Source organism: Catellatospora paridis (assembly GCF_009720365.1).
Lineage (GTDB): Bacteria > Actinomycetota > Actinomycetes > Mycobacteriales > Micromonosporaceae > Catellatospora > Catellatospora paridis.
In genome coordinates this window covers 67202-91259 of sequence record NZ_ML769323.1, presented here as the reverse complement: position 1 = coordinate 91259, position 24058 = coordinate 67202, and the positions used below count along the sequence as shown (strand labels likewise).

Below are 24058 nucleotides of genomic sequence, written 5' to 3'. Positions count from 1 at the left end.
GGGCGCCTTCACACGGGTGGTGCGGGCCCGCCGGCCGTCACGTGGGAGCAGCGGCCGGCGGGTGACGAGACTCAGTCCGAGCTGAAAGCCGCGTCGAACGAGGCGGTGGGCGGGTCGAAGAGGAGGCCACGCACGAACTGCAGCGCCTGGGGAGCCCCGACGAGGCGGTCCATGCCGGCGTCCTCCCACTCGATCGAGATAGGACCGTCGTAGCCGATCGAGTTGAGCGCCCGGAAGCAGTCCTCCCACGGCACGTCGCCGTGGCCGGTGGACACGAAGTCCCAGCCCCGGCGCAGGTCCGCCCACGGCAGGTGGGAGGACAGGATGCCGCGGCGGCCGTCGCCCATGCGCACCTTCGTGTCCTTGCAGTCCACGTGGTAGATCCGCTCGGCGAAGTCGAGGATGAAGTTCACCGGGTCGCAGCCCTGCCACACCATGTGCGACGGGTCCCAGTTCAGGCCGAACGCGGGCCGGTTGCCCAGCGCGTCCAGGGTGCGGCGGGTGGTGTGGTAGTCGTACGCGATCTCGCTGGGGTGCACCTCGTGCGCGAAGCGCACGCCGACCTCGTCGTAGACGTCGAGGATCGGGTGCCAGCGCCGGGCGAACTCCTCGTACCCGGCGTCGATCATCGACTGCGGGACCGGCGGGAACATGGCCACGAAGTGCCAGATCGGCGAGCCGGTGAAGCCGACGACGGTGTTCACGCCGAGCTTGGCCGCGGCGCGGGCGGTGTCGGCCATCTCGGCGGCGGCGCGCTGCCGTACGCCTTCCGGCTCACCGTCGCCCCAGATGCGGGCGGGCAGGATGCCCTTGTGCCGCTCGTCGATCGGGTTGTCGCAGACCGCCTGGCCGACCAGGTGGTTGGAGATCGCGTGCACGCTCAGCCCGTACTTGTCGAGCTGGGCGCGCTTGCGCTGGATGTAGGTCTCGTCCGACAGCGCCTTGTCGACCTCGAAGTGGTCGCCCCAGCAGGCGATCTCGAGGCCGTCGTAGCCCCACTCGGACGCCAGCCGGCAGACCTCCTCGAACGGGAGGTCCGCCCACTGGCCGGTGAACAGGGTGATGGGTCGAGGCATGTGTTCGCTCTCCGATCATGTGCGGGAGTGCAGGTGCGTCGAACGGAAGTCGTTGGGCGAGAGGGCCGGTCGGTCGGCGTCCGACCGGCCCTCCCACGTTCGGTGCCGGTGCGGTCAGGCCGCGACCGGAACGGCGGGGTGCGCCACCTGCGTCCAGGCGGACCCGGACGCGGCGGAACTCTGCACCGCCTCGAGCACCAGCTGCACCCCGAGGGCGTCCTCGAAGGACGGGTGAGGGTCGGAGCCCTCCGCCACGGCCTGCACGAAGTCGCGCATCTGATGGGTGAAGGAATGCTCGTAGCCGATGATGTGGCCGGGCGGCCACCAGGCGGACAGGTACGGGTGCTCGGGCTCGGTCACCAGGATCCGGTTGAAGCCCTGCTCCACGGCCGGCCTGGTCGCGTCGTAGAACTCCAGCTCGTTGAGGCGTTCCAGGTCGAACACCAGCGAGCCGAGCGAGCCGTTGATCTCGACCCGCAGGCCGTTCTTGCGGCCCATGGCGAAGCGGCTGGCCTCGTACGTGGCGATCGCGCCGCCGGACAGCCGCGCCGTGAACAGCGCGGCGTCGTCGACGGTCACCTGACCGAAGGCCTGGCCGTTGCCGGCCGAGGTGGCGGCCAGGCCGCTCGTCTCGCTCGGGATCGGCCGCTCCTTGATGAACGTCTCGGTGAGCGCGCTCACCCCGGTGATCTGCTGGCCCGTGACGTACTGGGTCAGGTCGATGATGTGCGCGCCGATGTCGCCGAGCGCCCCGGACCCCGCGCGCTCCTGCTGAAGCCGCCAGACCAGGGGGAACTGCGGATCGGTGATCCAGTCCTGGAGATACACGGCACGCACGTGGCGGATCACCCCGAGCCTGCCGGCGGCGACCATCTGACGCATCAGCGCCGCCGCCGGCACGCGCCGGTAGTTGAACCCGCACAGCGTACGAATACCCGACTCCCGCGCCGCGGTTGCGGCATCGACCATCGCCCGGGCTTCCGCCACGGAGTTCGCCAGCGGTTTCTCGCACATGACGTGCTTGCCCGCAGCGAGCGCGGCGATGGTGATCTCCGCGTGGCTGTCGCCGGGCGTGCAGACGTCGATCACGTCGATGTCATCCCGGGCGATCAGTTCCCGCCAGTCCGTGACGTAGCCGTCCCAGCCGAGCTTGTCAGCCGCCTCGGACACCTTGGCCTCGTCACGGCCGCAGACCGCCGCCATCCGGACCCGCAGGGGCAGGTCGAACGCGCGGTTCACGGTGCGCCACGCCTGTGAGTGCGCAGCGCCCATGAACGCGTAGCCGACCATGCCGACCCGCAGTTCCTTGTTGTCGTTTGTGGACACGGGGTGGGCTCCTCCGTTACCGAGCCCGCTGGTGCGGGCGAACCATGTCGGGCTTAGAAACCGAGCTTCAGGTACGTGCTCGCGTTCTCTTTCGTGATCGTCTCAGAGGCCAGGATGACCTCCTTGGGCACCTGCAGCTCGACCAGGTCGGACATGCCCCGGCCCTGGGCGATCAGGCGGGCCAGCGAGATCGCCGACGACGCCATGGACGGGCTGTAGGTGACCGTGGCCTTGAGCACGGTCTTGTCGGCGGCGATGTCCTCGATCGCCTTCTTCGAGCCGGCACCGCCGACCATGAAGAACTCGCTGCGGTTGGCCGCCGTGATCGCGGCCAGCACGCCGATGCCCTGGTCGTCGTCGTGGTTCCACACGGCGTCGATCTTCGGCAGCGCCTGCAGCAGGTTCTGGGCCTCCTTCTGGCCGGAGTCGGCGGTGAATCGCGCCGCACGACGGTTGGCCACGGTGAAGCCGTAGGTGGCCAGCGCGGCCTTGAAGCCCGCGCTGCGCTCCTGGGTCAGCTCCAGCTCGTCCATGCCGGCGATCTCGCCGATGATCGGGCTGGCCACGTTCTTGGCCTTGAGCGCCTTGCCGATGTAGTGACCGGCGGCCACGCCCATGCCGTAGTTGTCGCCCTTGATCTGCAGGCGGTACGCCAGCGCGTCGGGGAAGGCACGGTCCAGGTTCACGACCGGGATGCCCGCCTCCATCGCCTTGAGGCCGAACGCGTTGAGCTCCTTGCCGTCGTGCGGCAGCAGCACGATCACGTCGGGCTTCTCGGCGATCAGGGTGTCCAGCGCCGCGCGCTGGGCCGCGGCGTCCTTGCCCGCCTCGACCTGCTTGAAGGTGACGTCCTTGTACGCCCCGGCCTGCGCCTTGGCGTTGTTGGTGATCGCCGCGATCCAGCCGTGGTCGGCGGCCGGAGCGGAGAAACCGATCGTGACCGCCTTGCCGGCGGCGGCGTTCGGGTTGGTGTCGTCGGCGCCCTTGGTCTGCGCCGGGGTCGGCGTCTGCTCGTTGCTGGTGCATGCGGTGAGCAGAGCGCCGGCGGCGATCGCCGTGCCGCCGAAGAGAAGCCGGCGGCGGGACGTGTCCGGAATCGGGTTGGTCATCACGACCTCCTGGTCGTCGCGAGGGTGCATTCGGTCCGGCGACCGTCGCGTTCGACGGTCACCCCAGATGGAGCGGGCTGTGCGGTGATGGAACCTGTTACACAGGGGGCGGTCAGGTCTGCGGTTTGGCCCGAGTGAGACCGTGCCTTCGGGCGAACTGCGTGACGGACGAGAACCGCACCTGCTGGAGAAGGACCGCGACCACGATGATCGCGCCCTTGACCATGTTCTGGACCTCGGTGGGCAGGTTGGCGATGGCGAACAGGTTGGTGATCGCGGAGAACACGATCACGCCGAACAGCGAGCCGACGATGGTGCCGCGGCCGCCGGAGAGCAGCGTGCCGCCGATGATCGCCGCGGCGATCGCGTCGAGTTCGTAGAGTTCGGCCGCCGCCGCCTGGGACGAGGTGGCGAGCGAGGTGAGCATGATCGCGGCGATGCCGCAGCACAGGCCCGAGAGCGCGTACAGCAGCATGGTGTGGCCGCGGACGTTGATGCCGGCCAGGCGGGCCGCCTCGGCGTTGCCGCCGATGGCGACGGTGCGCCGGCCGAAGGTGGTGCGGTTGAGCAGCACCCACCCGAGCCCGGCGACCACCAGCAGGATGATGACCAGCAGCGGGATGCCGCCGATCCGAGTGGTGGCGATGCCGTTGATGATCTGGTCGGTGGAGATCTGGGTCTGCTTGCCGGAGATCTGGGCGGCCAGACCGCGGGCCGCGACCAGCATGGCCAGGGTGGCGATGAAGGGCACCAGCTTGCCGTACGCCACGAGCGCGCCGTTGACCAGGCCCGCGCCGATGCCGACCGCCACCGCCGTGAAGATCATGCCGACCGGGCCGAAGCTCTGCGTGGCCAGCGTCGTGGCCCACACTCCCGACAGCGCGATCAGCGCGCCGACGGACAGGTCGATGCCACCACCGATGATCACGAAGGTCATGCCGACCGTGATCACGCCGATCGCGGCCGCCTGGGTCAGGATGACCATGATGTTGTTGATGACCCAGTCGGCGTCGCTGTAGAGGTCGGGGCGGATGTACGCGCCGATCGCGAACAGCGCCAGCAGCACCCCGACCAGGCCCAGGTTACGCCGCAACGGCTCCTGCGCCTCGTCCTTCCACCAGCTCGTCCCACCGGCGGCCGGGGCGGCGTGGGGCGCGTGGCCCGGCACCGCCTGCTCCACCTTCTGTTCGCTGGACACGCTCATGCCCTCTCCTCGCTTCGCTCGTTGACGGCATGACTGCCGAGCCTGTTGATTCGCTCGCGATGCTCGCTCATGCCCTCTCCTCGCTTCGCTCGTCGACGGCATGGCTGCCGAGCCCGCTAGTTCGCCCGCGTCGCTCGCTCACGCGGCCACCTCTTCAGTCGTCGCGGCGGTCAGCGATCCCGCCATCACCAGATCGAGTACGTCCTCTTCACTGAGCTCGGTCGCGGGCGCGGTGCGCACCACCCGGCCCTCGCGCATGACCAGCACCCGGTCGGACAGTCCGAGCACCTCCGGCACCTCGCTGGAGACCAGCAGCACCCCGACGCCGCTCGCGGCGAGGTCGCGGATCACCTGGTAGAGCTCCGCCCGCGCGCCCACGTCGACGCCCCGGGTCGGCTCGTCGAGCAGCAGCAGCCGGGTGCCGCCCAGCAGCCACCGGCCGACGACCACCTTCTGCTGGTTGCCGCCCGACAGCGTGCGCACGGCCCGGCGCACGTCGCGCGGGCGCAGTTCGAGCTGGTCCGCGACCCGCATGGCCTCGGCCTGCTCCTTGCCGGTGTCGGTGAACCCGGCTGTCGCGTACGAGCTGAAGTTGGTCAGCGTCATGTTGCGGTAGATCGGCTGGCCGAGCAGCAGCGCCTGGCTCTTGCGCTCCTCCGGGGCCATGCCCAGGCCCGCCCGCACCGCCGCGGCGACATTGCCCGGCGGCAGCCCGCGCCCGTCCATGACCACCGTGCCGGCCTCGGCCTGGCGCGCGCCGAACACCGTCTCCAGCAGCTCCGAACGGCCCGAGCCGACCAGGCCCGCGATGCCGACGATCTCGCCCGAGCACACGTCGAGGTCGACGCCGGTGAACTCGCCGGAGCGGCCCAGCCCGCGCACCTCCAGCAGCTTCTCGCCCGGCTCGGTGTCCGGCCGCGGCGGGAAGACGTACTCGATGGAGCGGCCGGTCATCCGGCTCACCAGGTCGCGGGTCGGCGTGGTGCGGGCCGGCAGGTTGACCGCCGAGGTGCGCCCGTCCTTGAGCACGGTGACCCGGTCGCCGATCTCGCGGATCTCCTCGAGCCGGTGCGAGATGTAGACCACCGCGATGCCCTGCGCGGTCAGCTCCCGGATGATCCGGAACAGGTTGCCGACCTCGTCGTGTGCCAGCACCGCGCTGGGCTCGTCCATGATGATCAGCTTGGCCGAGTGCGAGAGCGCGCGGGCCATGCTGACGATCTGCTTGCCCGCGGCGGGCAGCGACTTCACCAGCCGGTGCGGCGGGATCTCGCCGTGGCCGAGCCGGCCCAGCAGCTCCCGGGACTGGCGCGCGGCCTGTCCCTTGTGCACGAAGCCCAGGCTGCGCGGCTCGTGCCCGAGGTAGATGTTCTCCGCCACCGACAGGTAGTCGACGAGGTCGAGCTCCTGGTAGATGGTGGCGATGCCGGCCTTCATGGCGGCCTGCGGGCCGCTGAACGCGACCTGCTCGCCCAGCCACTGCACGTCACCCTCATCGGGGCGGTGCACCCCGGCCAGCACCTTGATCAGCGTGGACTTGCCGGCGCCGTTCTGCCCCAGCAGGCAGTGCACCTCGCCCGCGCGGACCTCCAGCTCGACGCCGTCGAGGGCGCGCACGCCGGGGAAGGTCTTGACCACACCGGACAGCCGCAGGACCACCTCGTCGGTGCCCGCCGCCTCGACCGGCTGCTCGCTCATGCTCGACTCCCCGCTCATGCCTGCTCCTCGCTGCGCTCGTCGACGGCATGAGCCGCCCTGGGCCCCGGGATTCGCTCGCTGCGCTCGCTCATGCTTGCTCGAAGGCGATCTCGCTGGCCAGCACCGCGGCGCCGGCCACACCGGCGCGGGGACCCAGCTCGGACAGCACCAGTGGCAGGTTCCCGGTGGCCAGCGGCAGCGACCGCCGGTAGACCACACTGCGGATCTCGGCGAGCATGATGTGACCCAGCTGGGCCAGGCCGCCGCCGATGACGATCATCGAAGGGTTCACGAAGCTGACCAGCCCGGCCAGCACGGTGCCGATGCGGCGGCCGCCGTCGCGGATCAGCTGCACGCAGACCACGTCGCCCTCGACCGCGGCGATCGCGACGTCCATCGCGGTGACCACGCCGTTGGTGGCGAGCCGCTCGGCCAGCGCGGGCGAGGTGCCCGAGCGGGCCGCGGCGGTGGCCTCGCGGGCCAGCGCGGCGCCGCTGAACACGGCCTCCAGGCAGCCGATGTTGCCGCACGAGCAGACCGGCCCGTGGCTGTCGACCTGGATGTGGCCGATGTCGCCGGCGCAGCCGTCGGTGCCCCGGTAGACCTCACCGCCGAGGAAGACGCCACAGCCGATGCCGGTGCCGATCTTCACGAAGAGGAAGTTGTCGACGGAGTGCGCCACGCCGGCGTTGCGCTCGCCCACCGCCATGATGTTCACGTCGTTGTCCACCACGGCCGGGCAGCCGTGTTCCCGCGTGAGCAGCTCGCGCACGGGGAAGCGGTCCCAGCCGGGCATTATCGGCGGGGAGACGGGCACGCCGTCGCGGAAGCTGACCGGGCCGGGCACGCCGATGCCGATGCCGTCGAGGTGCGCGAACGCGCCCTCCACCTTGGCCTTGGCGAGCAGCTCGTTGACCCGCTGCAGGGTGACCTTCGGGCCGCTGCGGATGTCGGCCGTCTCGCTGTAGTGCGCGACCGGCTCCAGCCGGCCGTTGGTCACCTCGACGTCGATGGACGTCGCGCCCAGGTCGACACCCGCGAAGCGCATGCCGGGGTTCAGCTCCACCAGCGTCGAGCGGCGACCGCCGCGCGACTCCGCCGGACCCGCCTCGGCGACGTGGCCCCCGGCGACGAGCCGGTCGAGCTCGCCGAGCAGCCGCGGACGCGGGATATCCAGCCGGTCGGCGAGTTCCGCGCGCGACAGCGCACCCTCGTCCCGCAGCAGCCGCAGCACTCTGACGTGCAGCGGGTCCCAGAGCGTCCGCGCGAGGCTCATCCGCTCGTTCCTCCACCTGATAGGACTCCACCGATGTGGTGTGTCGCACAGGTTACGAGCTTTCGACAATCGTGTCCATAGCTTCTCGCTAAATCTGCATAACTTTTGTTTGATCTAGCAGAAGTTAGCCATGACCATCCAGAACACCCCCTCCTCTACTGCGCAAGTCTTAAAAAGTCGCGGTCTTATAACGGTCTCGACACCGCGACTCCGCCAGAGTTGCGGGCGGCATCGGCATCACCGCGGTACGGCGGGGCATCGGGGCAGGTCAAGGCTTGTCTGATCACGACCGTGGGGGTGGTGGGCGGGCGGACGCGCGCTGGATCGTTTCGATCCGACCGGCCCCCGGATCGCCCGCGCCGGGAACGAGGCGGCCGGCAGGCGTCGCCGCGCGTCGGCCCAGACCTCGCCGGAACGGCCGGACAGATCGGGCCGCGAGGGTCTCTCCGGCACCCCGGAAGACGCCCGGACGCGCGGGTGAACGCACCCGATTCATGCCCGGCGCGGCGAAAAGTTCGCCCCTTGCCGGCGAAACCCCTCCGCGGGGCGCGCTGATCACCATGATCATCGGACTTGCCTGGCACCTGCGCGTATCTTGGACGCGCTTTCGCCCATATGCCCGGCAAGCCGAATGATCGTGGACCGGTGCGCCGTCGGCGGTCGCCGGGGCGGGGGTCAGGTGCGGGGTGGGCGCTGCTCCTGCCAGCGCTGCAGCGCGGTGCCGACCTGCTCCTCCACGAAGCGGAAGAAGTCGCGCATGTCAGTCATGCGCTCGCCGGCCAGCGTCCGCGCACCGCCCGCGGCGTCGATCACGACGTCCGCCTCGTCGGAGAACTGCCCGTAGAAGCCGCGCTTGGCGGTGGTCACCCCGTACCAGGGCTGGTCGGGCAGGCGGTAGTGGTCGCGACGGGAACCGGGTGCGGGCTCGCGGACGAGGAAGCCCATCTGCATCAGGTAGCGGACCGCACCGGAGATCGCGGCGGCGCTCACGCCCAGCCGCTCCGCGAGGTCACCGGCGGTGAGCGAGGTGTCCTCGGCGCTCATCATGGTCATCAGCACCCGGGACGGCATCCGAGGGAAGCCCATGTCGGCCAGCATCATGGCCATGTGCTCCACGGACCGGCGCACACCGTCCTCATCACGCGGTGTCACCGCGTCAACCTTGTCGCTCATCAAGGACGATCATAACAAGCTTATGAGTATTCACAATTTTGTGAACGACGTGCACGTACGCCGGCCAGGTCGCACCTCGCGGTGCCCGCCTCGGCCGCGGGCACCGCGAGGTGTGCGCTAGGAGCCGGCGCCCTTGGCGGTGCCGGTCAGCGCCCCGACGACCCAGCCGACGAACAGCCCGTAGGCCGAACCGGCGGCGGCGGCCTGGAGCGCCCCGACGAAGGTCGGGTCGCTGATGATGAAGGAGGTAATGAAGGCCGCCAGCGCCGATCCGAAGATCAGTGCCGACCAGCCGAGCAGGAAGCCGCCGGCGCCACCGGTGACCGCCTTGCTGACCACGCCGAGGATGAGGGCCACGAAGAGGATCAGCAGCAGCGCGCGCAGGTCGTCGGCGAGCAGCCGGCGCATCGCGCCGCTGGATCCGTCGACGGGACCGAAGGCCCACCGGGGCCAGGTCAGCACACGCAGGAACCAGCCCCACGCATTGTCGGAGCTGGTGTGCCTCGACACCCACTCCACGAAGGGCTGATTACCGAACAGAAGGACGAGCGCCACGGTTGCGATGATCCCGGCACCTGTCACCGTACGAGTCCGCGCCATGACGAAATGATAGGTTCCCAAGCACGCATATGTCGATGGGTCATACCGTCGGTAACACCTGCCCGCTCAGCCCGTCGACCGGTCGCCGACGGCTGTCGCACCTAGACTGACGCCCATGCGCACCGCCCACGTACGCTGCGGCGACGACCTCCGGGAGACCCTCGGGCCGGCCGGTTTCCGCGGAGACTTCGTGCCGTTCACGGACCCGGTGTGCCAGGGCCCGGTCCCCCGCACGGCTGACCCCGCCGAGTTCGACGCCGTACGCGCGCAGTGGCTCGCGCCGGCGTACGACCTCGACGTCGCGCATGTCCGCGAGCGCCTGTCGCAGGAGCGCGCCGCGCTCGACACCCTCGACACCTACGACCGCGTACTGCTGTGGTTCGAGCACGACTGGTTCGACCAGGCGATCCTCATCCGGCTGCTGGCCTTGCTGGCGCACCGGCCCGCGCTGCACGAACGGCTGCGGCTGCTGTCGATCGATGCGTTCCCCGGCGAGGAGCCGTTCATCGGGTTCGGGCAGCTGTCCGCACCTCAGCTGGCGACGCTCGCCGGACGGGAGCGGCCGGTCAGTCCGGACCAGTTCGCCGCCGCGGAACGGGCCTGGGCCGCGCTGTCCGCGCCGGATCCGGTCGCGCTGGCCGGGGTCGGCGGCGACGCGCTGCCCTTCCTGTCCCGGGCGGTGCGCCGGCACCTGGCGGAGCTGCCGTGGACCACCGACGGGCTGTCCCTGTCGGAGCGGCTGTGCCTGCGCGCGGTCAGCGCCGGGCCGCTGCCGTTCCCCGCTGTCTACCAGGCGCACCAGGAGGGCGATCCGCTGCCCTATCTCGGGGACGTCATGCTGCTGCCGGTGCTGCGGCGGCTGCACGACGCCGAGCGCCCGGCGCTGGCGCTGCGCGACGGCGGTTACCAGCTCACCGCGTACGGCCAGCGGATCCTGCACGGCGACGCGACCTGGCAGACCTTCCCCCGCTGGGTCGGCGGGGTGCTGCTGCCCGGCTGGTGCTGGGACCCCGACGCGGCCCGCTCCGTCCCGGCCTGAGCCGCGGACAGCCCGGTCACGCCGCCAGCGGCGCGGCGGCGAAGGAGACCTTGAAGCGGGCGCACCAGATGGTCACGCTGCGCAGCTCGGTCGGGTCGGCCGTCGCGGGCACGGCGTAGACCTGGGTGCCGTGCGTGCCCTTGAGGCGGCCCAGCTCGACGTGCCTGCCGTCGTCGAAGACGTGCCAGCCGTCGCGGCCGGGCAGCACGGGCTGATCGGTGAGCCAGACCCGCAGGTCGGGCCCGTCCGATGTGGCCAGATCGCGAAGGATCACCTGGTAGGCGCCGTCGGGCAGCCGCACGAGCTGCGCGGTTCCGGAGGTGTCGTGCTCGTGGGTGACGAGCCTTCCCTCGGCGACCAGCACGGCGACGGCCGGCGGCGAGGGCGCGCCCGCGGCCGGCGAGGAGTCCGGCGACGGCGTCGCGCTCGTGGCCACCACCACCGGGGCGGCGTCGTTGACGGTCTTCGAGGTGAGCAGCTTCCAGGGCTGGAACCAGTACAGGCCGAACGCCAGGCCCACGGCCGCCACCGCGGCCACCGCCCAGAAGGCGGGCTTGCGGAACAACCTCGTCATGCCCTGACGCTAAGGCCCACGCCGACGCGGTGGGGTCCCACGTTCGCGGATCGTAAGGATCCGATGCGCCGGCACGCGGTCGCCGCCGATGATCACGACGTACGCTCGCGATATGGCCACCAGCGTGCTCGTCGTCGACGACGACCCGACCGTCAGCGACGTGGTACGCCGCTACCTGGAGCACGCCGGGCACCGGGTGGTGCTGGCCGCCGACGGGCCGTCCGCGCTGGACGCGTACGCCCGGGAACGCCCGGATCTGATCATCCTGGACCTGATGCTGCCCGGCATCGACGGGCTGGAGGTGGCCAGGCGGCTGCGCGCCAAGCCCGGCCCCGGCGTGCCGATCATCATGCTGACCGCGCTCGGCGAGGAGGTCGACCGCATCGTCGGCCTGCAGGTCGGCGCGGACGACTACGTGACCAAGCCGTTTTCCCCGCGCGAGCTGGTGCTGCGTGCCCAGTCCGTGCTGCGCCGCACCGCGCCGCAGGCCGTGCCGTCCGCCGTGCTGACCGACGGCGGGCTCGTCGTCGACCCGGTGCGCCGCACCGCCCACCTCGACGGCCGCGAGCTGGCGCTGACCGTGCGCGAGTTCGACCTGCTGGGGTACCTGATGGCGCACCCGAACGAGGCGCTGCGCCGGGCTCAGCTACTGGAGTCGGTGTGGGGCTGGACCTTCGGCGACCAGTCCACGGTCACCGTCCACGTGCGACGGCTGCGGGAGAAGATCGAACCCGACCCCGCCATGCCGCAGCGCATCCACACCGTCTGGGGCGTCGGCTACCGGTACGAACCGGTGCGGGCGGCCGACGGTGCGTGACGTGCTGCTGATCCTGCTCGCCGCACTGGCCGGCGCGGCCGTCGTCTGGCTGCCCGCGGCGCTGCTGCTGCGCCTGCTGCACCGCCGCTCGCTCACGCTGAACGTGTGCGTGCTGCTGGTGGCCACGGTGCTGGCGCTGCTGGCCGGGGTGCTGGCGGTCGCCGAGGGCATGTTCATCTCGCCGCACGACCTGCACGTGCTGCTCGTCGTGGTGCCGCTGTCGGGGCTGGTGAGCCTGCTGATCGGCGGCTGGGTGGCGTGGCGGCTGGCCCGCTCGGCGATGTGGGCGGCCGACGCCCGCGAGCGCGAGCGGCAGGTCGAGGCGAGCCGCCGCGACCTGGTCGCCTGGGTGTCGCACGATCTGCGCACCCCGCTGGCCGGGATGCGGGCCATGGCCGAGGCGCTGGAGGACGGCGTGGTCAGCGACCCGGCCGCCGTCGCCGAGTACCACCGCCGCATCCGCACCGGCACCGACCGGATGGCCGCGCTGGTCGACGACCTGTTCGAGCTGTCCCGGATCAACGCCGGGGCGCTGCAGCTGTCCCCCGTCGACGTGCCGCTGGGCGAGGTGGTCTCCGACGCCGTCGCCGCGGCCGCGCCGGTCGCCGCCACGCGGGGCGTGCGCCTGGTCGCCGACGGCGACTGGCCGGTGGTGCGGGCGGGTGAGCGCGAGCTGTCCCGGATCGTGGCGAACCTGCTGCTCAACGCGGTGCGCTACACCCCCGCCGACGGCACGGTGACAGTGACCGGCGGACGTGACGCCGAGGGCGGCTGGCTGGCCGTCGCGGACACCTGCGGCGGCATCGCCGAGTCGGACCTGCCACACGTCTTCGACGTCGCGTTCCGCGGCGCCAAGGCGCGCACCCCGGACGCCGACGGCGGCGGCGGGCTGGGGCTGGCCATCGTGGCCGGGCTGGTCGAGGCGCACGGCGGCCGGGTCGGCGTGGCCAACACCGCCGCCGGTTGCCGGTTCGAGGTGCACCTGCCGGCCGCGCCCGCCTGAGGACGGCCGTCCACCGGCGCGGGGGGCCTGCGGTTCGGGTGCGCGCGGCGCGGGTGCGGTTCCGGTCGGCGGGACCGACCCGGCTGCCGCCGCCCGCCGCGCACTAAGCTGCCTGTCATGCCTTCGGTTCCCGCTGACCTGGTCCACATCGGCTCCTACACGGCGAAGGCCGGCCCCGAGCTGGCGATCACCGCCTGGCGGCAGGACCCGCAGACCGGTCGGCTGGCACCGGCACACTCCCCCGTCGCGGCGGTCGACCCGTCGTGGCTCGCCTGGCACCCCGACGGCACCCACCTGTACGCGGCCTCCGAGTCCGCCGCGCAGGTGCTGTCGTACGCGGTGACCGGCGACGGGCTCCAGCTGCTCGGCGCGCAGCCCAGTGGCGGCGCCGACCCCTGCCACCTGGCCGTCGACCCGCTTGGCCGGTTCGTGGTGGCGGCCAACTACAGCGGCGGCTCGGTGAGCGTGTTCGCGATCGGCGACGACGGGGCGCTGCTGCCGTACCACCAGCTGGTGGCGCACGAGGGCAGCGGCCCGGACGCCGAGCGCCAGGAGTCCCCGCACGCGCACATGGCACTGCTCGCCCCCGACGGGCTGCTGTACGTCACCGACCTGGGCACCGACGAGGTGCGCAGCTACGCCGCCGGGCCCGACGGCCTGCGGCACGTGGCGACCTCCCCGCTGATCGCCGGGATGGGTCCGCGCCACCTGGCGTTCCACCCGTCCGGCGTGGTCTTCGTCGCCGGGGAGCTGGACTCCACCGTGGTCGTCTGCGAGGCCGCCGACGGCCGGCTGCGGCCGGTGTCGTCGGTCGCGGCGACCGTCGGCGAGCCGGGCGAGCGCAACTATCCGAGCCACCTGGAGTGCTCCGGCGACGGGCGGTTCCTCTACCTCGCCAACCGGGGCGCGGACTGCCTCACCGTGTTCGCGGTGCAGGGCGGCACGCTGCGCCCGGTCGCGGACGTGCCGACCGGCCGCTGGCCGCGGCACTTCGCGCTGGTCGGCGACTTCCTCTATGTGGCCGATCAGGACGGCGACACGGTGACCGTGTTCCGCCGGGATCCGGTCACCGGACTGCCCGAGCCGACCGGCGAGACCGTCGCCGTGCCGAACCCGTCCTGCATCGTGGCCGCCCCGAGCGGCGCCTGAGCGCGCAGCATCCTCCTGCCGGGCCCGAGGCCGACGAATATCCCCAAACAACTCCATACCCTCCCGGGACCGGCCGATACTGGCCACGTAGCAGTCATGATCACGGGAGGCGTACATGATCGGGGCGATCCTCTGGGGCATCATCGGCGGCGCGATCGTCGGATACCTGGGCCGGCTGCTGCTGCCGGGCCGGCAGAACATCTCCGCGCTGATGACGGTGATCGCGGGGATCCTGGCCGCGACGCTGGGCGGCATCATCGCCACCTGGCTCGGCGTCGGCGAGACCCGAGGCATCGACTGGATCAGGCACATCATCCAGCTGGCACTGGCCATGTTCTTCGTCTGGCTGGCCGCCCGGATGTCGGCCAAACGCCACCCGCAGGCGGTTCAGCCGCGGCGGGCCCCGTGATCCCCTGAGAGCCGGGCGCACGTCCGCTGTGCGCCCGGGTACGAAGGATTAATCAGTACACACTGGACACGGATGTTTACTGACCGTGGCGCTCGGCAATCGGGGCGCCATGGTACTGACCGCATCGCGATACCGCACCGCGACCGGTGCGGGCGTCATCGCCGCACTCATCCTCGTGCTGGTGTTCGGCAGCCCCGTCTACGTCGACTGGGCCAACGACAACGCCGACACCAACACCGCCGGCGGCTGGTTTCTCAAGCTGCTGACGTGGCCTGCCTGGAGCTTCGACGCAGACAGCTCGGTGCAGGACGTGCTCGCCGCCGACCTCAAGGCGATCCTTCTCATCATCTTGACGGCCGTGTTCCTGGCCCTGTCGACCAACGCCCAGCTGGGACGCGCCCGCGGCAGCTTCAGCCAGCTGCTGGCCGGCTGGTCGGGGTACATCTTCGCGGGTGCGGTGGCCGGTCTGCTCACCGCCTTCATCCGCTCGGACGCCTCGCTGCTGGGCGCCTTCCAGGCGGCCGGTTCCGGCGCCATCTACGGCCTGTTCGTGGGCTGGATCGTCGGAATCGCCACGCTGGGCCACTACCGCGGGTCCACCCCCTGATCCGCGGCTGTGCCGCCCGGCCTGTTTCTGGGGAATCCGCCCCCTCCGCTCCCCCGGAGGCCGCGGGTTCCCCGGAACCGTCTCCGGGCCCCTGCCCGCCGGGTTGACCGGCGGGTAACGTGCGGCGGGTGGAGATGACTTACGACACGACCATGCAGGGCGCGCTGGCCGAGCGCATGGGCATCAAGCTGCTGGAGGCGACCCCGGAGCGGCTCGTCGCGACGATGCCGGTGGAGGGCAACACCCAGCCCTTCGGGCTGCTGCACGGCGGCGCGTCCTGCGTGCTGGCAGAGACCCTCGGCTCGATCGGGGCCACCCTGCACGGCTCGACCATCGGGCGGCCGTACGCGGTCGGCGTGGACATCAGCGCCACCCACCACCGAGCCGCCCGCTCTGGCCTGGTCACCGGTGTGGCGACCCCTTTACACCGCGGCGGCAGCATCGTCACCTACGAAATCGTCATCACCGACGAAGACGACCAGCGCGTCTGCACCGCCCGCCTCACCTGCCTCCTCCGCAAGTAACCGCGCCGCCGCGGTGGCATGATCGCCGTTTCGTGTCAGAAGGTCTGGTAGACCACGGTTTCTGACACGAAACGGCGATCACTTCACCGCTACCACGACGGACGCTGGAGGAGACTGACGAACTCGACCAGGAGGCGTTCGCGCAGCCGCGGCGGGGCGGCGGCGAGGACGGCGTTGACGACGGCCATCCGGGGGGCCGCGCCGGGTTCGCCGCCGGTGAGGCCGAAGGTGTCGGCCAGGCCGGCGACCATCTCGGCCGTGAGCTGGTCCGGCGGCAGGTGGGCGGCCATGGCCAGGAGTTCGGTGGGCAGCTCGACCGGGCCGTGGGCTCGGGCGGCGGCGGCCGACTCGGCCAGCGCGGGGCCGAACTGCGGCACCTGCGGCAGCACCGACGCGGTCACGGTGAGGTGGATGCTGGCCGGGATGCCCGCGTACGGCAGCTGCGGCTGGGTGTGCCAGCCCCGCGCGGCCAGCTCGTCGGCCAGCACGAACAGGTCCAGCCCCGGGTCGTCCGAGGTCAGGCACACGACCGTGAAGTCGGCCGGGGCGAGCAGCCGCAGCCCGTCCACCTCGGACACCGCCTTGGCCAGCCCGGCGACGGCGTCGCGGGTCTGCCGGGCCAGCTCCAGGTAACCCTCGTCGCCGACGTGGCGCAGCGTGGCGAACGCCGCCGCGATCGGGCCGCCGGACCGCGTCGACGAGATCACCGGGTTGACCATGGTGTAGCCGGGCCAGTCGGCGAAGGCGAAGTACTGCGGGCGGCGCAGGCCCGCGTCGCGGTGCAGCAGCACCGACACCCCCTTGGGCGTGTACGCGTACTTGTGCAGGTCCACCGACATGCTCGTCACGCCCGGCAGACTGAAGTCGAACGCGGGCACCGCGACCCCGACCCGGCGCAGGAACGGCAGCGCCCAGCCGCCGAAGCACGCGTCCACGTGGCAGCGCACGCCCCGCTCCGCGGCGATCGCCGCGATCTGCTCGACCGGATCCACGACCCCCTGCGCGTACGACGGCGCGGAGCACGCCACCAGCACCGTGTCCGCGGTGATCGCGGCGGCGACCGCGGCCGGGTCCGGCGTGAACGTCTCCGGGTCGACGGGCACCAGGTCCAGCGCCACACCCAGGTAGTGCGCGGCCTTGGCGAACGCCGCGTGCGCCGTCGACGGGGCGACCAGGCGCGGCGAGGTGATCTCCGGGTGCGCGTCGCGGGCCGTCTTCACGGCCAGGATCAGCGACTCGGTGCCGCCGCTGGTGACCGAGCCGACCACATCCGGCGCGTCCGTGCCGGGACCCGCCCCGAGCACCCGGGCCGCGGCGGCGACCAGCGCGTTCTCGGTCGCGAGCAGGGACGGGAACGCCGTCGGGTCCAGGCCGTTCACGTGGGCGGACAGGGCGTACGCGGACATCGCCAGCTCGTCGAGGCCCGCCTTGGCCGGGTCGTAGACATAGGCGAACAGCCGCCCGCCGTGCGTGGGCAGGTCCGCGGCGCGCATCCCGCGCAGCTCGGCGAGCACCTGGTCGGCGGGGACGCCCTGGGGCGGGAGTGCGTCGATCATCGGGCCACACTATCTTTTGCGGCACTGCCGTTCTCCACCTGCACGGATGCCAGGCGCTCCGGGGTCAGGTCGTAGCGGCGCAGCAGCAGCGTCACCGGGCCGACCAGCAGCGCGGGCACGAGGCTGAAGCCGAGCAGCACGCCGAGCTTCGCGCCGTCGGACTGCGCCACCGCGCCACCGGCCGAGGAGGTGTAACCGGACAGCTGCAGCACCAGCGCGTAGAGGCCGGGGCCGAGTGCGAGGCCGAACGTCTCCCCCGCCGTCCACAGGCCGGTGAACACGCCCGCCTGGCGGCGGCCGGTGCGGGCCGCGTCGTACGCGACACAGTCGGGCAGCATCGCCATCGCGAACACCTGCTGGCCCGCGTAGCCGACGCCGATCACGCCCGTGATGACGTACGCCACCACCGGCGGCACGGACCCCGCCACGATCAGCGCCAGCGCACCGCCGGACAGCAGCACCGAGGCCAGCACCAGCGCCTTCGTCTTGCCGACCCGCGCGCCGACCCGGCTCCACAGCGGCATGACCAGCAGCGCCGGGCCGACGAAGCAGGCGAACAGCAGCGTCGGGCCGTCCTCGGGGCGCTGGAGCACGTGGTCGGCGACGTACTTGACCCCGGCCAGCATCGTCGCGACGCCGATCGACTGCACCACGAACACGGTCAGCAGCACGGTGAACGGCTTGTTCCGGCGTACCACTGCGAGCTGCGCGCGCAGCGTCGGCTCACTCTCGGTGACCCGGCCGACCGGAGCGCGACGGGTGCCGAAGAACGAACCGAGCGCGCCGACCACGATGAGCGCGGCGACGAACACGCCCATCCAGCGGTGTCCGGGCACGCCGCCGCCCCCGGCCTGCACCACGATCGGGGCGACCGCGCCGGAGACCAGGATCGCCACCGCGAGCACGGCGACCCGCCAGGTCATCAGGCGGGTGCGTTCGCTGTAGTCGTCGGTCATCTCGGCGGGCATCGCCACGTACGGCACCTGGAAGAAGGCGTACGCGGTGGCGGTGAGCAGGAACGCGACCGCGACGTAGAGCGCCGCCCCCGAGCCGGCCCCGAACGGCCCGGCGAACATCGCCGCGAACAGCACCGCCACGGCGAGCCCGCCGAACAGCAGGTAGGGCCGCCGGGCGCCCCAGCGGGACACGGTGCGGTCGGAGATACGGCCCGCGACCGGGTTGATCAGCACGTCCCAGGCCTTCGGCACGAGCACCAGCAGGCCGGCCAGCCCCGCGGCGACGCCCAGGTTGTCGGTCAGGTACGGCAGCAGCAGCAGGCCGGGCACGGTGCCGAAGGCTCCGGTGGCCAGCGAGCCCAGCGCGTACCCGGCGCGTACCCCGCCGGTGAGCGGTTGGTCCTGGTCGGGGGCGGTGACCTCGGAGGATGTGGGGGGCGACACGGTCATGGCTGCGGATGCTACGCGGCGTGTGGCGTAGCGCACAGAGGGAGGTGAGGGAATTTCACACAGTTCTTGATGCTTCAACAATCAAGTAGCAACGTGCGCGTTACCTGAATGGGCACGTTCCGACGACGAGACTGGTGAGCGATGACCGAGCAGCTGGGTGTACGCACGAGGGTGACCGTTCCGCTGCGCTTTCCCGACGGGTACGCCACCACCGCCGAGGTCTTCACCTTCACCGGCCTGTCCGACGGCTTGGAGCACCTCGCGCTCGGCCTCGGCGACTTCGCGAACGCGGCCACCCCGCTGGTCCGCGCCCACTCGGAGTGCATGACCGGCGACGTCTTCGGCTCGGCTCGCTGTGACTGCGGCCCGCAGCTGCGCGAGGCCGTGCAGCGCATCACCGAGCGCGGCGGCTACCTGCTCTACCTGCGCCAGGAGGGCCGGGGCATCGGCCTGTACGCCAAGCTCGACGCGTACGCCCTGCAGGACGCGGGACTGGACACCTACGCCGCGAACCGGGCGCTCGGGTTCGGCGACGACGAGCGCGACTACACCGCCGCCGCGCAGATGCTGGCCGCCCTCGGCGTGCCCCGCATCGACCTGCTCACCAACAACCCGGACAAGCCCAGCCAGCTGCGCGACCACGGCGTCGAGGTGGCCCACGTCGTCCCCACCGCCGTGCACGCCAAGCCGGACAACCTCCGCTACCTGCGCGCCAAGGTCACCCACACGAACCACACGATCGCCCTGCCCGCGGCCGCCTGACCGCCGCGACACCCGCGAGGGGCTGCGACAGCCCCGTCTTCCCAGCCCATTCGGCCTCAGGCGTTGGGAAGGGCACCTTCTACATCGCATAGCGATGTGAAGGTGCCCTTCCTTTCGCTCGTTTGCTCGGGCTACTCGGCGCGGAGGTTGTCCAGGTCGAAGGAGCCGGGGCTGAGCCAGAGGTAGACGGCGTGGACCTCGTTGAGGGAGGACGGGTCGCAGGACAGGCCGGTGTTGAGATCCACCTCGACGGTGGCCAGGGCGGTGTCCTGGTTGACCCAGTTGAAGGGGCCCTGGCACCAGGTCCAGGAGGGGCCGGTCTGCAGCACGATGCTGGTGGAGGTGCCGGCCGTGGCGGTGCGCAGATCGAACTTGACATACGACTTGCCCGACAGGTCCACCGGCGCGGGGAGGCTGACCCCGAACCAGCCGCCGTCGGCGGCGTCGGCGTGCAGGCCGGACGTGCCGTCGGTGGCGAACGTCGTCTGCGCGCTGAGGGTGCCCGCGTTGGTCTGCCAGTTGCCGGGGGCCCAGCCTTCGACGCCGGTCTCCCAGGAGGCGAGCGGGATGGCGGCGGTCGGGTCGGGCAGCACGGTCACGGTCACGGTGGCCACGTTGGACAGCCTGGCCGCCGTGTCGCGGATCGTGTAGTCCACCGCCGCCTTGCCGGTGAAGCCCTCGTTCGGGGTGAACGTGAGCTGCCCTGAGGCGGCCAGGGTGAACGCACCGCCGGGCACGGCCGCGCTGGTCTGCCGCCCGTCCGCGGCCGGATCCAGATCGATCTTGTCGACCCGGACGTGCGTCTGGTACGCGATGTCGTTGGCCGCCGGGCTGAGCGTGGCCGTCGTGCCGAACGGCACCACCGCGTTGTCGTGGTCGGCGACCGGCGGGAAGGTGCGCCGGCCACTGCTGATGATGGTCCCGGCGTTGGTGATGGTCTGGCAGACCGTGCCGGGGCAGGCCACGGTGAAGCCGTCGTAGTCGGGGTACATGGTGCCGTCGTCCTGGACGCCGTTGAGCATCCAGTAGAGGAAGCCGTCCCCGCCGTCGCTCGCGGCGGCTTCGGTCCACTGCTGGTAGACGGGGTTGCGGGTGGCCTTGTCGCGCCAGCCGAACTCGCCGAGCATGGACGGCTTGGTCGCCTTCTTGGCGTCGCGGTTGTGCCGCTTGATCCAGTCGGCGCCCCACTGGGCGGTCTTGTTGCCCCAGCCGTCCGGGTAGAGGTGGAACGAGACCACGTCCACCGCGGGCAGCCTGCCGAGCGCGACCGAGTCGACGCCCTCGCCGCAGTTGGTGGTCCAGTCCGCCGAGGCCGGGTCGTCGCAGTAGAAGCCCTCGTCACCGACGCCGACCAGGTGCCTGCTGTCGACGTTCTTGACGTGGCGGGTCATCTCGTCGGCCCAGGCGGTGAGCGTGGCCGGGGTGCACGAGGCCGACGGCGGATACAGGCCGGAACCCTTGCAGCGCGGCTCGTTGCCCAGCTCCCACATCATCACCGCCGGGTCGTCCTTGTACGCCAGGCCGGTCAGCGGGTTCACCCGGTTGAGCAGGTGACTGATCCAGTCCTTGTACCAGCCCTTGATGACCGGGTCGGTGAAGAAGTCGTCGTGGTTGTCGGCCCCGGCCCAGCGCACGTACTGGTCGATGCCGCCGAAGTCGGACCAGTTGTTGGTGAACGGGATGACCAGCTTGATCCCGGTCTGCCCAGCCTTCCACAGCACGTAGTCCAGCCGCTGCAGACCGTCCGGCCCGTCGTTGTACGCGGGCCGCGTGCCGTCCCAGTACTGCAGGTAGACGCCGTTCTTCTTGCCCGACACCGAACCGGAGTCGTCCTGGTTGCCGATGTCGAGCCAGCCCCAGCTGCGCAGCACGGTCAGGTCCGCCGCCTCGGCGCGGGCGAACACGTCGTCGACCATCACCTGCGACGAGTAGATCAGGTAGTAGTTGTTCGTCCCGGCGAACCGGAACGGCTTGCCGTTCAGTTTCAGGTCACTGCCGTGGCGGGTCACGAACCCCGCGTCGTGGTGGCCACCGGCCGCGGCGGCGGTGCCGCTGCCGGTGCCGAGCAGCAGGATCAGCGCCCCGGCGGCGACCGCCAGGATCCGTCTGTTCATGTGCGTGCTCCTTTCGCCGCCGGTCGGTGCGGCCCGCCCGCACGCCGCCGGTGGTGCGGCGGGACGGCGTCGAGCGGGTCGCGGTGGCCGGTCGGCATCCGTGGAAGAGGGGCCTTACCGATCAGAAGGTCTCGGCGGTCCGTGGTCGCCGGAACGGCCACGGCCCGCCGAGATCGTGCTCGCCGCGGTCAGGCGCTCCGCGGGTCGATGTCGTTGACGCAGCGCAGCACCGGCTGGGCGGCCAGTGCTGCGGTGTCGAGATCCGGGGCGCTCCGGACCGTGAAGGTGACCGACTCGCCCGGCAGCAGCGTGACCAGGGCTTGGTCGACGGTGGCGGCCGGGTCGAGGCGGTCGGGGAACAGGGACAGGTCGCGCAGGATGGTTCCGGCGGTGACGGTGACGTCGTAGCCGACGGCGGTGCGCTCGACGTGCGCCTCGTACCGGGCGACCGGGTAGTCGATCTCGCGGTCCTCGGCGTGGAACCACCAGGCCTGCTGCTCCCCGGCGACGGCCCGCAGCAGCTCGGACCGGGGTTCCTCGGGCAGCGCCACACTGTCCGGGATAGGCGTCACCGTCACCGAACGCGGCGCGACGTCGACGTCGACCGTGGTCATGGCCAGGGCCTTGCCGCTGAGATCGTGACTGGTCACGGTCGCCTCGGCCTGCCACGGCTGGTCGGTGTCGTTGGACGCGACCAGGGCCAGGCCGCCGTCGCGCGGCTGGATCGTGAGAAGGCGGTCGGCGTACGCGGCGCGCAGCGCGTGCCACAGCGGCTTGCGCCGCCCGTCGCCGTCGATCGCCGCCCAGGACGTCACCGGCCAGCAGTCGTTGAGCTGCCAGACGATCGCGCCCATGCAGACGGGCTGGTGGGAGCGGAAGTGCTCGACGGCCAGCTGGATCGCGCGGGCCTGGTTGACCTGCGTGAGGTAGTGCCAGTCGTCGAAGCCGTGCGGCTCGGGCAGGTGGGCGTCCAGCCCGCGCCGCAGTTTGAGGTCGCCGTCGGCGGCCTTCTGGTGGTGGCGCATGCCGGGTGAGTCGCTGGCCAGCGGCTCGTCGTGCAGCGCCCGGCGCAGCGTCGCGTACGCCGGCGGGGCCTGGAACCCGAACTCGGCGCAGAACCGGGGGATGTAGTCCCGGTAGTGCGTGTAGTCGATCTGGTTCCACACGTCCCAGATGTGCATGGTGCCGTGCGCCGGGTCGTTCGGGTGGATGTCCGGCGTGCCCGACCAGGGGCTGCCCGGCCAGTACGGCCGGGTCGGATCCAGTTCGGCCACGATCGAGGGCAGCAGCTCGTGGTAGAAGCCCGCGCCCCAGCTGCGCCCGTGCAGCTGCTCCGGCCAGCCCCAGTCGGCGAAGCCCCAGATGTTCTCGTTGTTCCCGGTCCACGTCACCAGGCTGGGGTGGGAGGCCAGGCGCACCACGTGCTCACGGGCCTCGGCCGCGACCTCGGCCGCGAACGGCTCCTCCTCCGGGTATGCCGCGCAGGCGAACAGGAAGTCCTGCCCCACCATCAGGCCCATTTCGTCGGCGAGCTCGTAGAAGTCCTCCGACTCGTAGCGCCCGCCGCCCCATACCCGCAGGTAGTTGATGTTCGCGTCGCACGCCTGGCGGAAGCGCTCGGCCAGCCGCTCCCGGGTGATCCGGGTGACGAAGGCGTCGTCGGGGATCCAGTTGACCCCCTTCACGAACACCGGCTTGTCGTTGACCACCACCGTGTACGGCGTGCCGTGCTCGTCCGGGGTGGTGTCGACGCGCACCGTGCGGAAGCCGACGCGCCGCTCCCAGCGGTCCAGCTCCCGGCCGCCCTCGGTGGCCAGCACCACGCGCAGCGGGTAGAGCGGCTGCTCGCCGTAGCCGCGCGGCCACCAGCGCGCCACGTCCGGCACGCTCAGCCGCAGCGTGGCGCCGATGCTGCCCGCGCCGATCGAGGCCACCCCGACCACGCCGCCGACCTCGACGGTGACGTGCAGCGACTCGGTGGACGCCCGCTCGACGTCGACGTGCACGTCCACCACACCGGTCGTGCCGTCCACGGTGATCTGCGGGCGCACCTGCGCCAGCCGCGCCGTCGACCAGCTGTGCAGGCCGATCGGCTGCCAGATGCCGGCGGTCACCACGGTCGGGCCCCAGTCCCAGCCGAAGTTGCAGGCCATCTTGCGGATCAGGTTGTACGGCTCGTCGTAGGCCCCCGGCCGGGAGCCGACCTGCCGCGCCATCGCCGCCGTGTACTCGTACGGCGAGTCGAAGGTGATGCGCAGGTCGTTGCGGCCGGGGGTGAGCGCCGAGCGCAGGTCGAAGCGGTAGCCGCGGTGCATGTTCGCGGTGCGCCCTACCTCGGTGCCGTTGAGCGAGATGGCGGCGACGGTGTCCAGCCCCGCGCACACCAGGTCGATCCGGTCGTCGACCGGGCCGGACCATTGGAAACTGGTCTCGTACGTCCACTGGGTGCGCCCGATCCAGTTCAGCTCGGTCTCGTTCGCGTCCAGGAACGGATCGGGAATGAGACCGGCCGCCAGCAGGTCGGTGTGCACGCACCCGGGCACGGTCGCCGGCACCCGGCTGACCGGCACCGGCGTGTTGCGCGCCGACACCTGCCAGCCGTGGTGGAGCTGGACCATGCTTCGGGACCGAGACGC

At 71.5% G+C, this 24058-nt stretch carries 21 protein-coding genes; 8 read left to right on the top strand and 13 right to left on the bottom strand.

From position 1 onward, the window contains the following. Nucleotides 1-71: 71 nt before the first annotated feature. From F9C41_RS26470 to F9C41_RS26435, 8 genes are all read right to left on the bottom strand, one after another. On the bottom strand, nt 72-1076 hold the full coding sequence (locus F9C41_RS26470) for a sugar phosphate isomerase/epimerase family protein (protein WP_155389558.1): 1005 nt from the start codon (nt 1074-1076) through the stop codon (nt 72-74). A 114-nt stretch (nt 1077-1190) separates the two neighbouring features. Beyond that, complete coding sequence (locus F9C41_RS26465) at nt 1191-2366, bottom strand: Gfo/Idh/MocA family protein (protein ID WP_196279973.1); 1176 nt, start codon at nt 2364-2366, stop codon at nt 1191-1193. 89 nt (nt 2367-2455) lie between these two features. Continuing rightward, nucleotides 2456-3511, bottom strand: a complete 1056-nt coding sequence (locus tag F9C41_RS26460; protein WP_155389556.1) for a substrate-binding domain-containing protein — start codon at nt 3509-3511, stop codon at nt 2456-2458. Between the two features lie 112 nt (nt 3512-3623). Next, a complete protein-coding gene (locus tag F9C41_RS26455) occupies nt 3624-4715 on the bottom strand; it encodes an ABC transporter permease (RefSeq protein WP_155389555.1) in 1092 nt (363 codons plus the stop codon). 138 nt (nt 4716-4853) lie between these two features. Next, on the bottom strand, nt 4854-6431 hold the full coding sequence (locus F9C41_RS26450) for a sugar ABC transporter ATP-binding protein (RefSeq protein WP_230690033.1): 1578 nt from the start codon (nt 6429-6431) through the stop codon (nt 4854-4856). Between the two features lie 70 nt (nt 6432-6501). Further along, entirely contained in the window at nt 6502-7689 is a 1188-nt protein-coding gene (locus tag F9C41_RS26445; protein ID WP_155389554.1) for an ROK family transcriptional regulator, read from the bottom strand. A gap of 675 nt (nt 7690-8364) precedes the next feature. Further along, a complete protein-coding gene (locus tag F9C41_RS26440; protein ID WP_155389553.1) occupies nt 8365-8862 on the bottom strand; it encodes a GbsR/MarR family transcriptional regulator in 498 nt (165 codons plus the stop codon). A 117-nt stretch (nt 8863-8979) separates the two neighbouring features. Beyond that, nucleotides 8980-9417, bottom strand: a complete 438-nt coding sequence (locus F9C41_RS26435) for a hypothetical protein (protein WP_155389552.1) — start codon at nt 9415-9417, stop codon at nt 8980-8982. A gap of 160 nt (nt 9418-9577) precedes the next feature. Between F9C41_RS26435 and F9C41_RS26430 the strand changes: the two genes are divergently transcribed. Continuing rightward, a complete protein-coding gene (locus F9C41_RS26430; RefSeq protein ID WP_155389551.1) occupies nt 9578-10501 on the top strand; it encodes a DUF1835 domain-containing protein in 924 nt (307 codons plus the stop codon). Between the two features lie 16 nt (nt 10502-10517). On the opposite strand, the gene F9C41_RS26425 is transcribed toward F9C41_RS26430, so the two are convergent. Next, complete coding sequence (locus tag F9C41_RS26425; RefSeq protein ID WP_155389550.1) at nt 10518-11075, bottom strand: DM13 domain-containing protein; 558 nt, start codon at nt 11073-11075, stop codon at nt 10518-10520. A gap of 112 nt (nt 11076-11187) precedes the next feature. On the opposite strand from F9C41_RS26425, the gene F9C41_RS26420 reads away from it, so the two are divergent. The 6 genes from F9C41_RS26420 to F9C41_RS26395 all read left to right on the top strand — a co-directional run bounded on the left by F9C41_RS26420 (nt 11188) and on the right by F9C41_RS26395 (nt 15584). Further along, a complete protein-coding gene (locus F9C41_RS26420) occupies nt 11188-11892 on the top strand; it encodes a response regulator transcription factor (RefSeq protein ID WP_155389549.1) in 705 nt (234 codons plus the stop codon). Then, nucleotides 11885-12895 (top strand): sensor histidine kinase, encoded by a 1011-nt coding sequence (locus F9C41_RS26415; protein WP_155389548.1) that lies wholly within the window; start codon nt 11885-11887, stop codon nt 12893-12895. Before F9C41_RS26420 ends, F9C41_RS26415 begins: the two co-directional genes overlap by 8 nt. A 117-nt stretch (nt 12896-13012) precedes the next feature. Beyond that, on the top strand, nt 13013-14044 hold the full coding sequence (locus tag F9C41_RS26410; protein ID WP_155389547.1) for a lactonase family protein: 1032 nt from the start codon (nt 13013-13015) through the stop codon (nt 14042-14044). 115 nt (nt 14045-14159) lie between these two features. Beyond that, a complete protein-coding gene (locus tag F9C41_RS26405; protein WP_120316620.1) occupies nt 14160-14453 on the top strand; it encodes a GlsB/YeaQ/YmgE family stress response membrane protein in 294 nt (97 codons plus the stop codon). Between the two features lie 109 nt (nt 14454-14562). Next, entirely contained in the window at nt 14563-15060 is a 498-nt protein-coding gene (locus F9C41_RS26400) for a hypothetical protein (protein WP_155389546.1), read from the top strand. Between the two features lie 134 nt (nt 15061-15194). After that, nucleotides 15195-15584, top strand: coding sequence for a PaaI family thioesterase (locus F9C41_RS26395; protein WP_155389666.1), 390 nt, complete (start codon nt 15195-15197; stop codon nt 15582-15584). Nucleotides 15585-15673: 89 nt separating this feature from the next. Here the strand turns inward: F9C41_RS26395 and F9C41_RS26390 are convergent, their stop codons facing one another. Together F9C41_RS26390 and F9C41_RS26385 are read right to left on the bottom strand one after the other, a co-directional pair. After that, on the bottom strand, nt 15674-17140 hold the full coding sequence (locus F9C41_RS26390) for a pyridoxal phosphate-dependent decarboxylase family protein (protein ID WP_155389545.1): 1467 nt from the start codon (nt 17138-17140) through the stop codon (nt 15674-15676). Next, entirely contained in the window at nt 17137-18546 is a 1410-nt protein-coding gene (locus F9C41_RS26385; protein WP_155389544.1) for an MFS transporter, read from the bottom strand. The genes F9C41_RS26390 and F9C41_RS26385 overlap by 4 nt, the downstream gene beginning before the upstream one ends. A gap of 141 nt (nt 18547-18687) precedes the next feature. On the opposite strand from F9C41_RS26385, the gene F9C41_RS26380 reads away from it, so the two are divergent. Then, on the top strand, nt 18688-19308 hold the full coding sequence (locus F9C41_RS26380; RefSeq protein ID WP_155389543.1) for a GTP cyclohydrolase II: 621 nt from the start codon (nt 18688-18690) through the stop codon (nt 19306-19308). A 131-nt stretch (nt 19309-19439) separates the two neighbouring features. Here F9C41_RS26380 and F9C41_RS26375 read toward each other — a convergent pair whose 3' ends face one another. Beyond that, the gene (locus F9C41_RS26375; protein WP_155389542.1) at nt 19440-21422 is read right to left on the bottom strand and encodes a cellulase family glycosylhydrolase; all 1983 of its coding nucleotides are present in this window, start codon (nt 21420-21422) and stop codon (nt 19440-19442) included. Between the two features lie 188 nt (nt 21423-21610). Further along, nucleotides 21611-24040, bottom strand: coding sequence for a glycoside hydrolase family 2 protein (locus F9C41_RS26370; RefSeq protein WP_230690032.1), 2430 nt, complete (start codon nt 24038-24040; stop codon nt 21611-21613). Between the last annotated feature and the right edge of the window lie 18 nt (nt 24041-24058).

What these genes read in the sequence shown, in the direction of transcription:
- F9C41_RS26470 (WP_155389558.1), bottom strand. Translation starts at nt 1,076, where the DNA reads ATGCCTCGACCCATCACCCTGTTCACCGGCCAGTGGGCGGACCTCCCG.
- F9C41_RS26465 (WP_196279973.1), bottom strand. Translation starts at nt 2,366, where the DNA reads ATGGTCGGCTACGCGTTCATGGGCGCTGCGCACTCACAGGCGTGGCGC.
- F9C41_RS26460 (WP_155389556.1), bottom strand. Translation starts at nt 3,511, where the DNA reads ATGACCAACCCGATTCCGGACACGTCCCGCCGCCGGCTTCTCTTCGGC.
- F9C41_RS26455 (WP_155389555.1), bottom strand. Translation starts at nt 4,715, where the DNA reads ATGAGCGTGTCCAGCGAACAGAAGGTGGAGCAGGCGGTGCCGGGCCAC.
- F9C41_RS26450 (WP_230690033.1), bottom strand. Translation starts at nt 6,431, where the DNA reads ATGAGCGGGGAGTCGAGCATGAGCGAGCAGCCGGTCGAGGCGGCGGGC.
- F9C41_RS26445 (WP_155389554.1), bottom strand. Translation starts at nt 7,689, where the DNA reads ATGAGCCTCGCGCGGACGCTCTGGGACCCGCTGCACGTCAGAGTGCTG.
- F9C41_RS26440 (WP_155389553.1), bottom strand. Translation starts at nt 8,862, where the DNA reads ATGAGCGACAAGGTTGACGCGGTGACACCGCGTGATGAGGACGGTGTG.
- F9C41_RS26430 (WP_155389551.1), top strand. Translation starts at nt 9,578, where the DNA reads ATGCGCACCGCCCACGTACGCTGCGGCGACGACCTCCGGGAGACCCTC.
- F9C41_RS26425 (WP_155389550.1), bottom strand. Translation starts at nt 11,075, where the DNA reads ATGACGAGGTTGTTCCGCAAGCCCGCCTTCTGGGCGGTGGCCGCGGTG.
- F9C41_RS26420 (WP_155389549.1), top strand. Translation starts at nt 11,188, where the DNA reads ATGGCCACCAGCGTGCTCGTCGTCGACGACGACCCGACCGTCAGCGAC.
- F9C41_RS26410 (WP_155389547.1), top strand. Translation starts at nt 13,013, where the DNA reads ATGCCTTCGGTTCCCGCTGACCTGGTCCACATCGGCTCCTACACGGCG.
- F9C41_RS26405 (WP_120316620.1), top strand. Translation starts at nt 14,160, where the DNA reads ATGATCGGGGCGATCCTCTGGGGCATCATCGGCGGCGCGATCGTCGGA.
- F9C41_RS26400 (WP_155389546.1), top strand. Translation starts at nt 14,563, where the DNA reads ATGGTACTGACCGCATCGCGATACCGCACCGCGACCGGTGCGGGCGTC.
- F9C41_RS26395 (WP_155389666.1), top strand. Translation starts at nt 15,195, where the DNA reads ATGACTTACGACACGACCATGCAGGGCGCGCTGGCCGAGCGCATGGGC.
- F9C41_RS26390 (WP_155389545.1), bottom strand. Translation starts at nt 17,140, where the DNA reads ATGATCGACGCACTCCCGCCCCAGGGCGTCCCCGCCGACCAGGTGCTC.
- F9C41_RS26385 (WP_155389544.1), bottom strand. Translation starts at nt 18,546, where the DNA reads ATGACCGTGTCGCCCCCCACATCCTCCGAGGTCACCGCCCCCGACCAG.
- F9C41_RS26380 (WP_155389543.1), top strand. Translation starts at nt 18,688, where the DNA reads ATGACCGAGCAGCTGGGTGTACGCACGAGGGTGACCGTTCCGCTGCGC.
- F9C41_RS26375 (WP_155389542.1), bottom strand. Translation starts at nt 21,422, where the DNA reads ATGAACAGACGGATCCTGGCGGTCGCCGCCGGGGCGCTGATCCTGCTG.
- F9C41_RS26370 (WP_230690032.1), bottom strand. Translation starts at nt 24,040, where the DNA reads ATGGTCCAGCTCCACCACGGCTGGCAGGTGTCGGCGCGCAACACGCCG.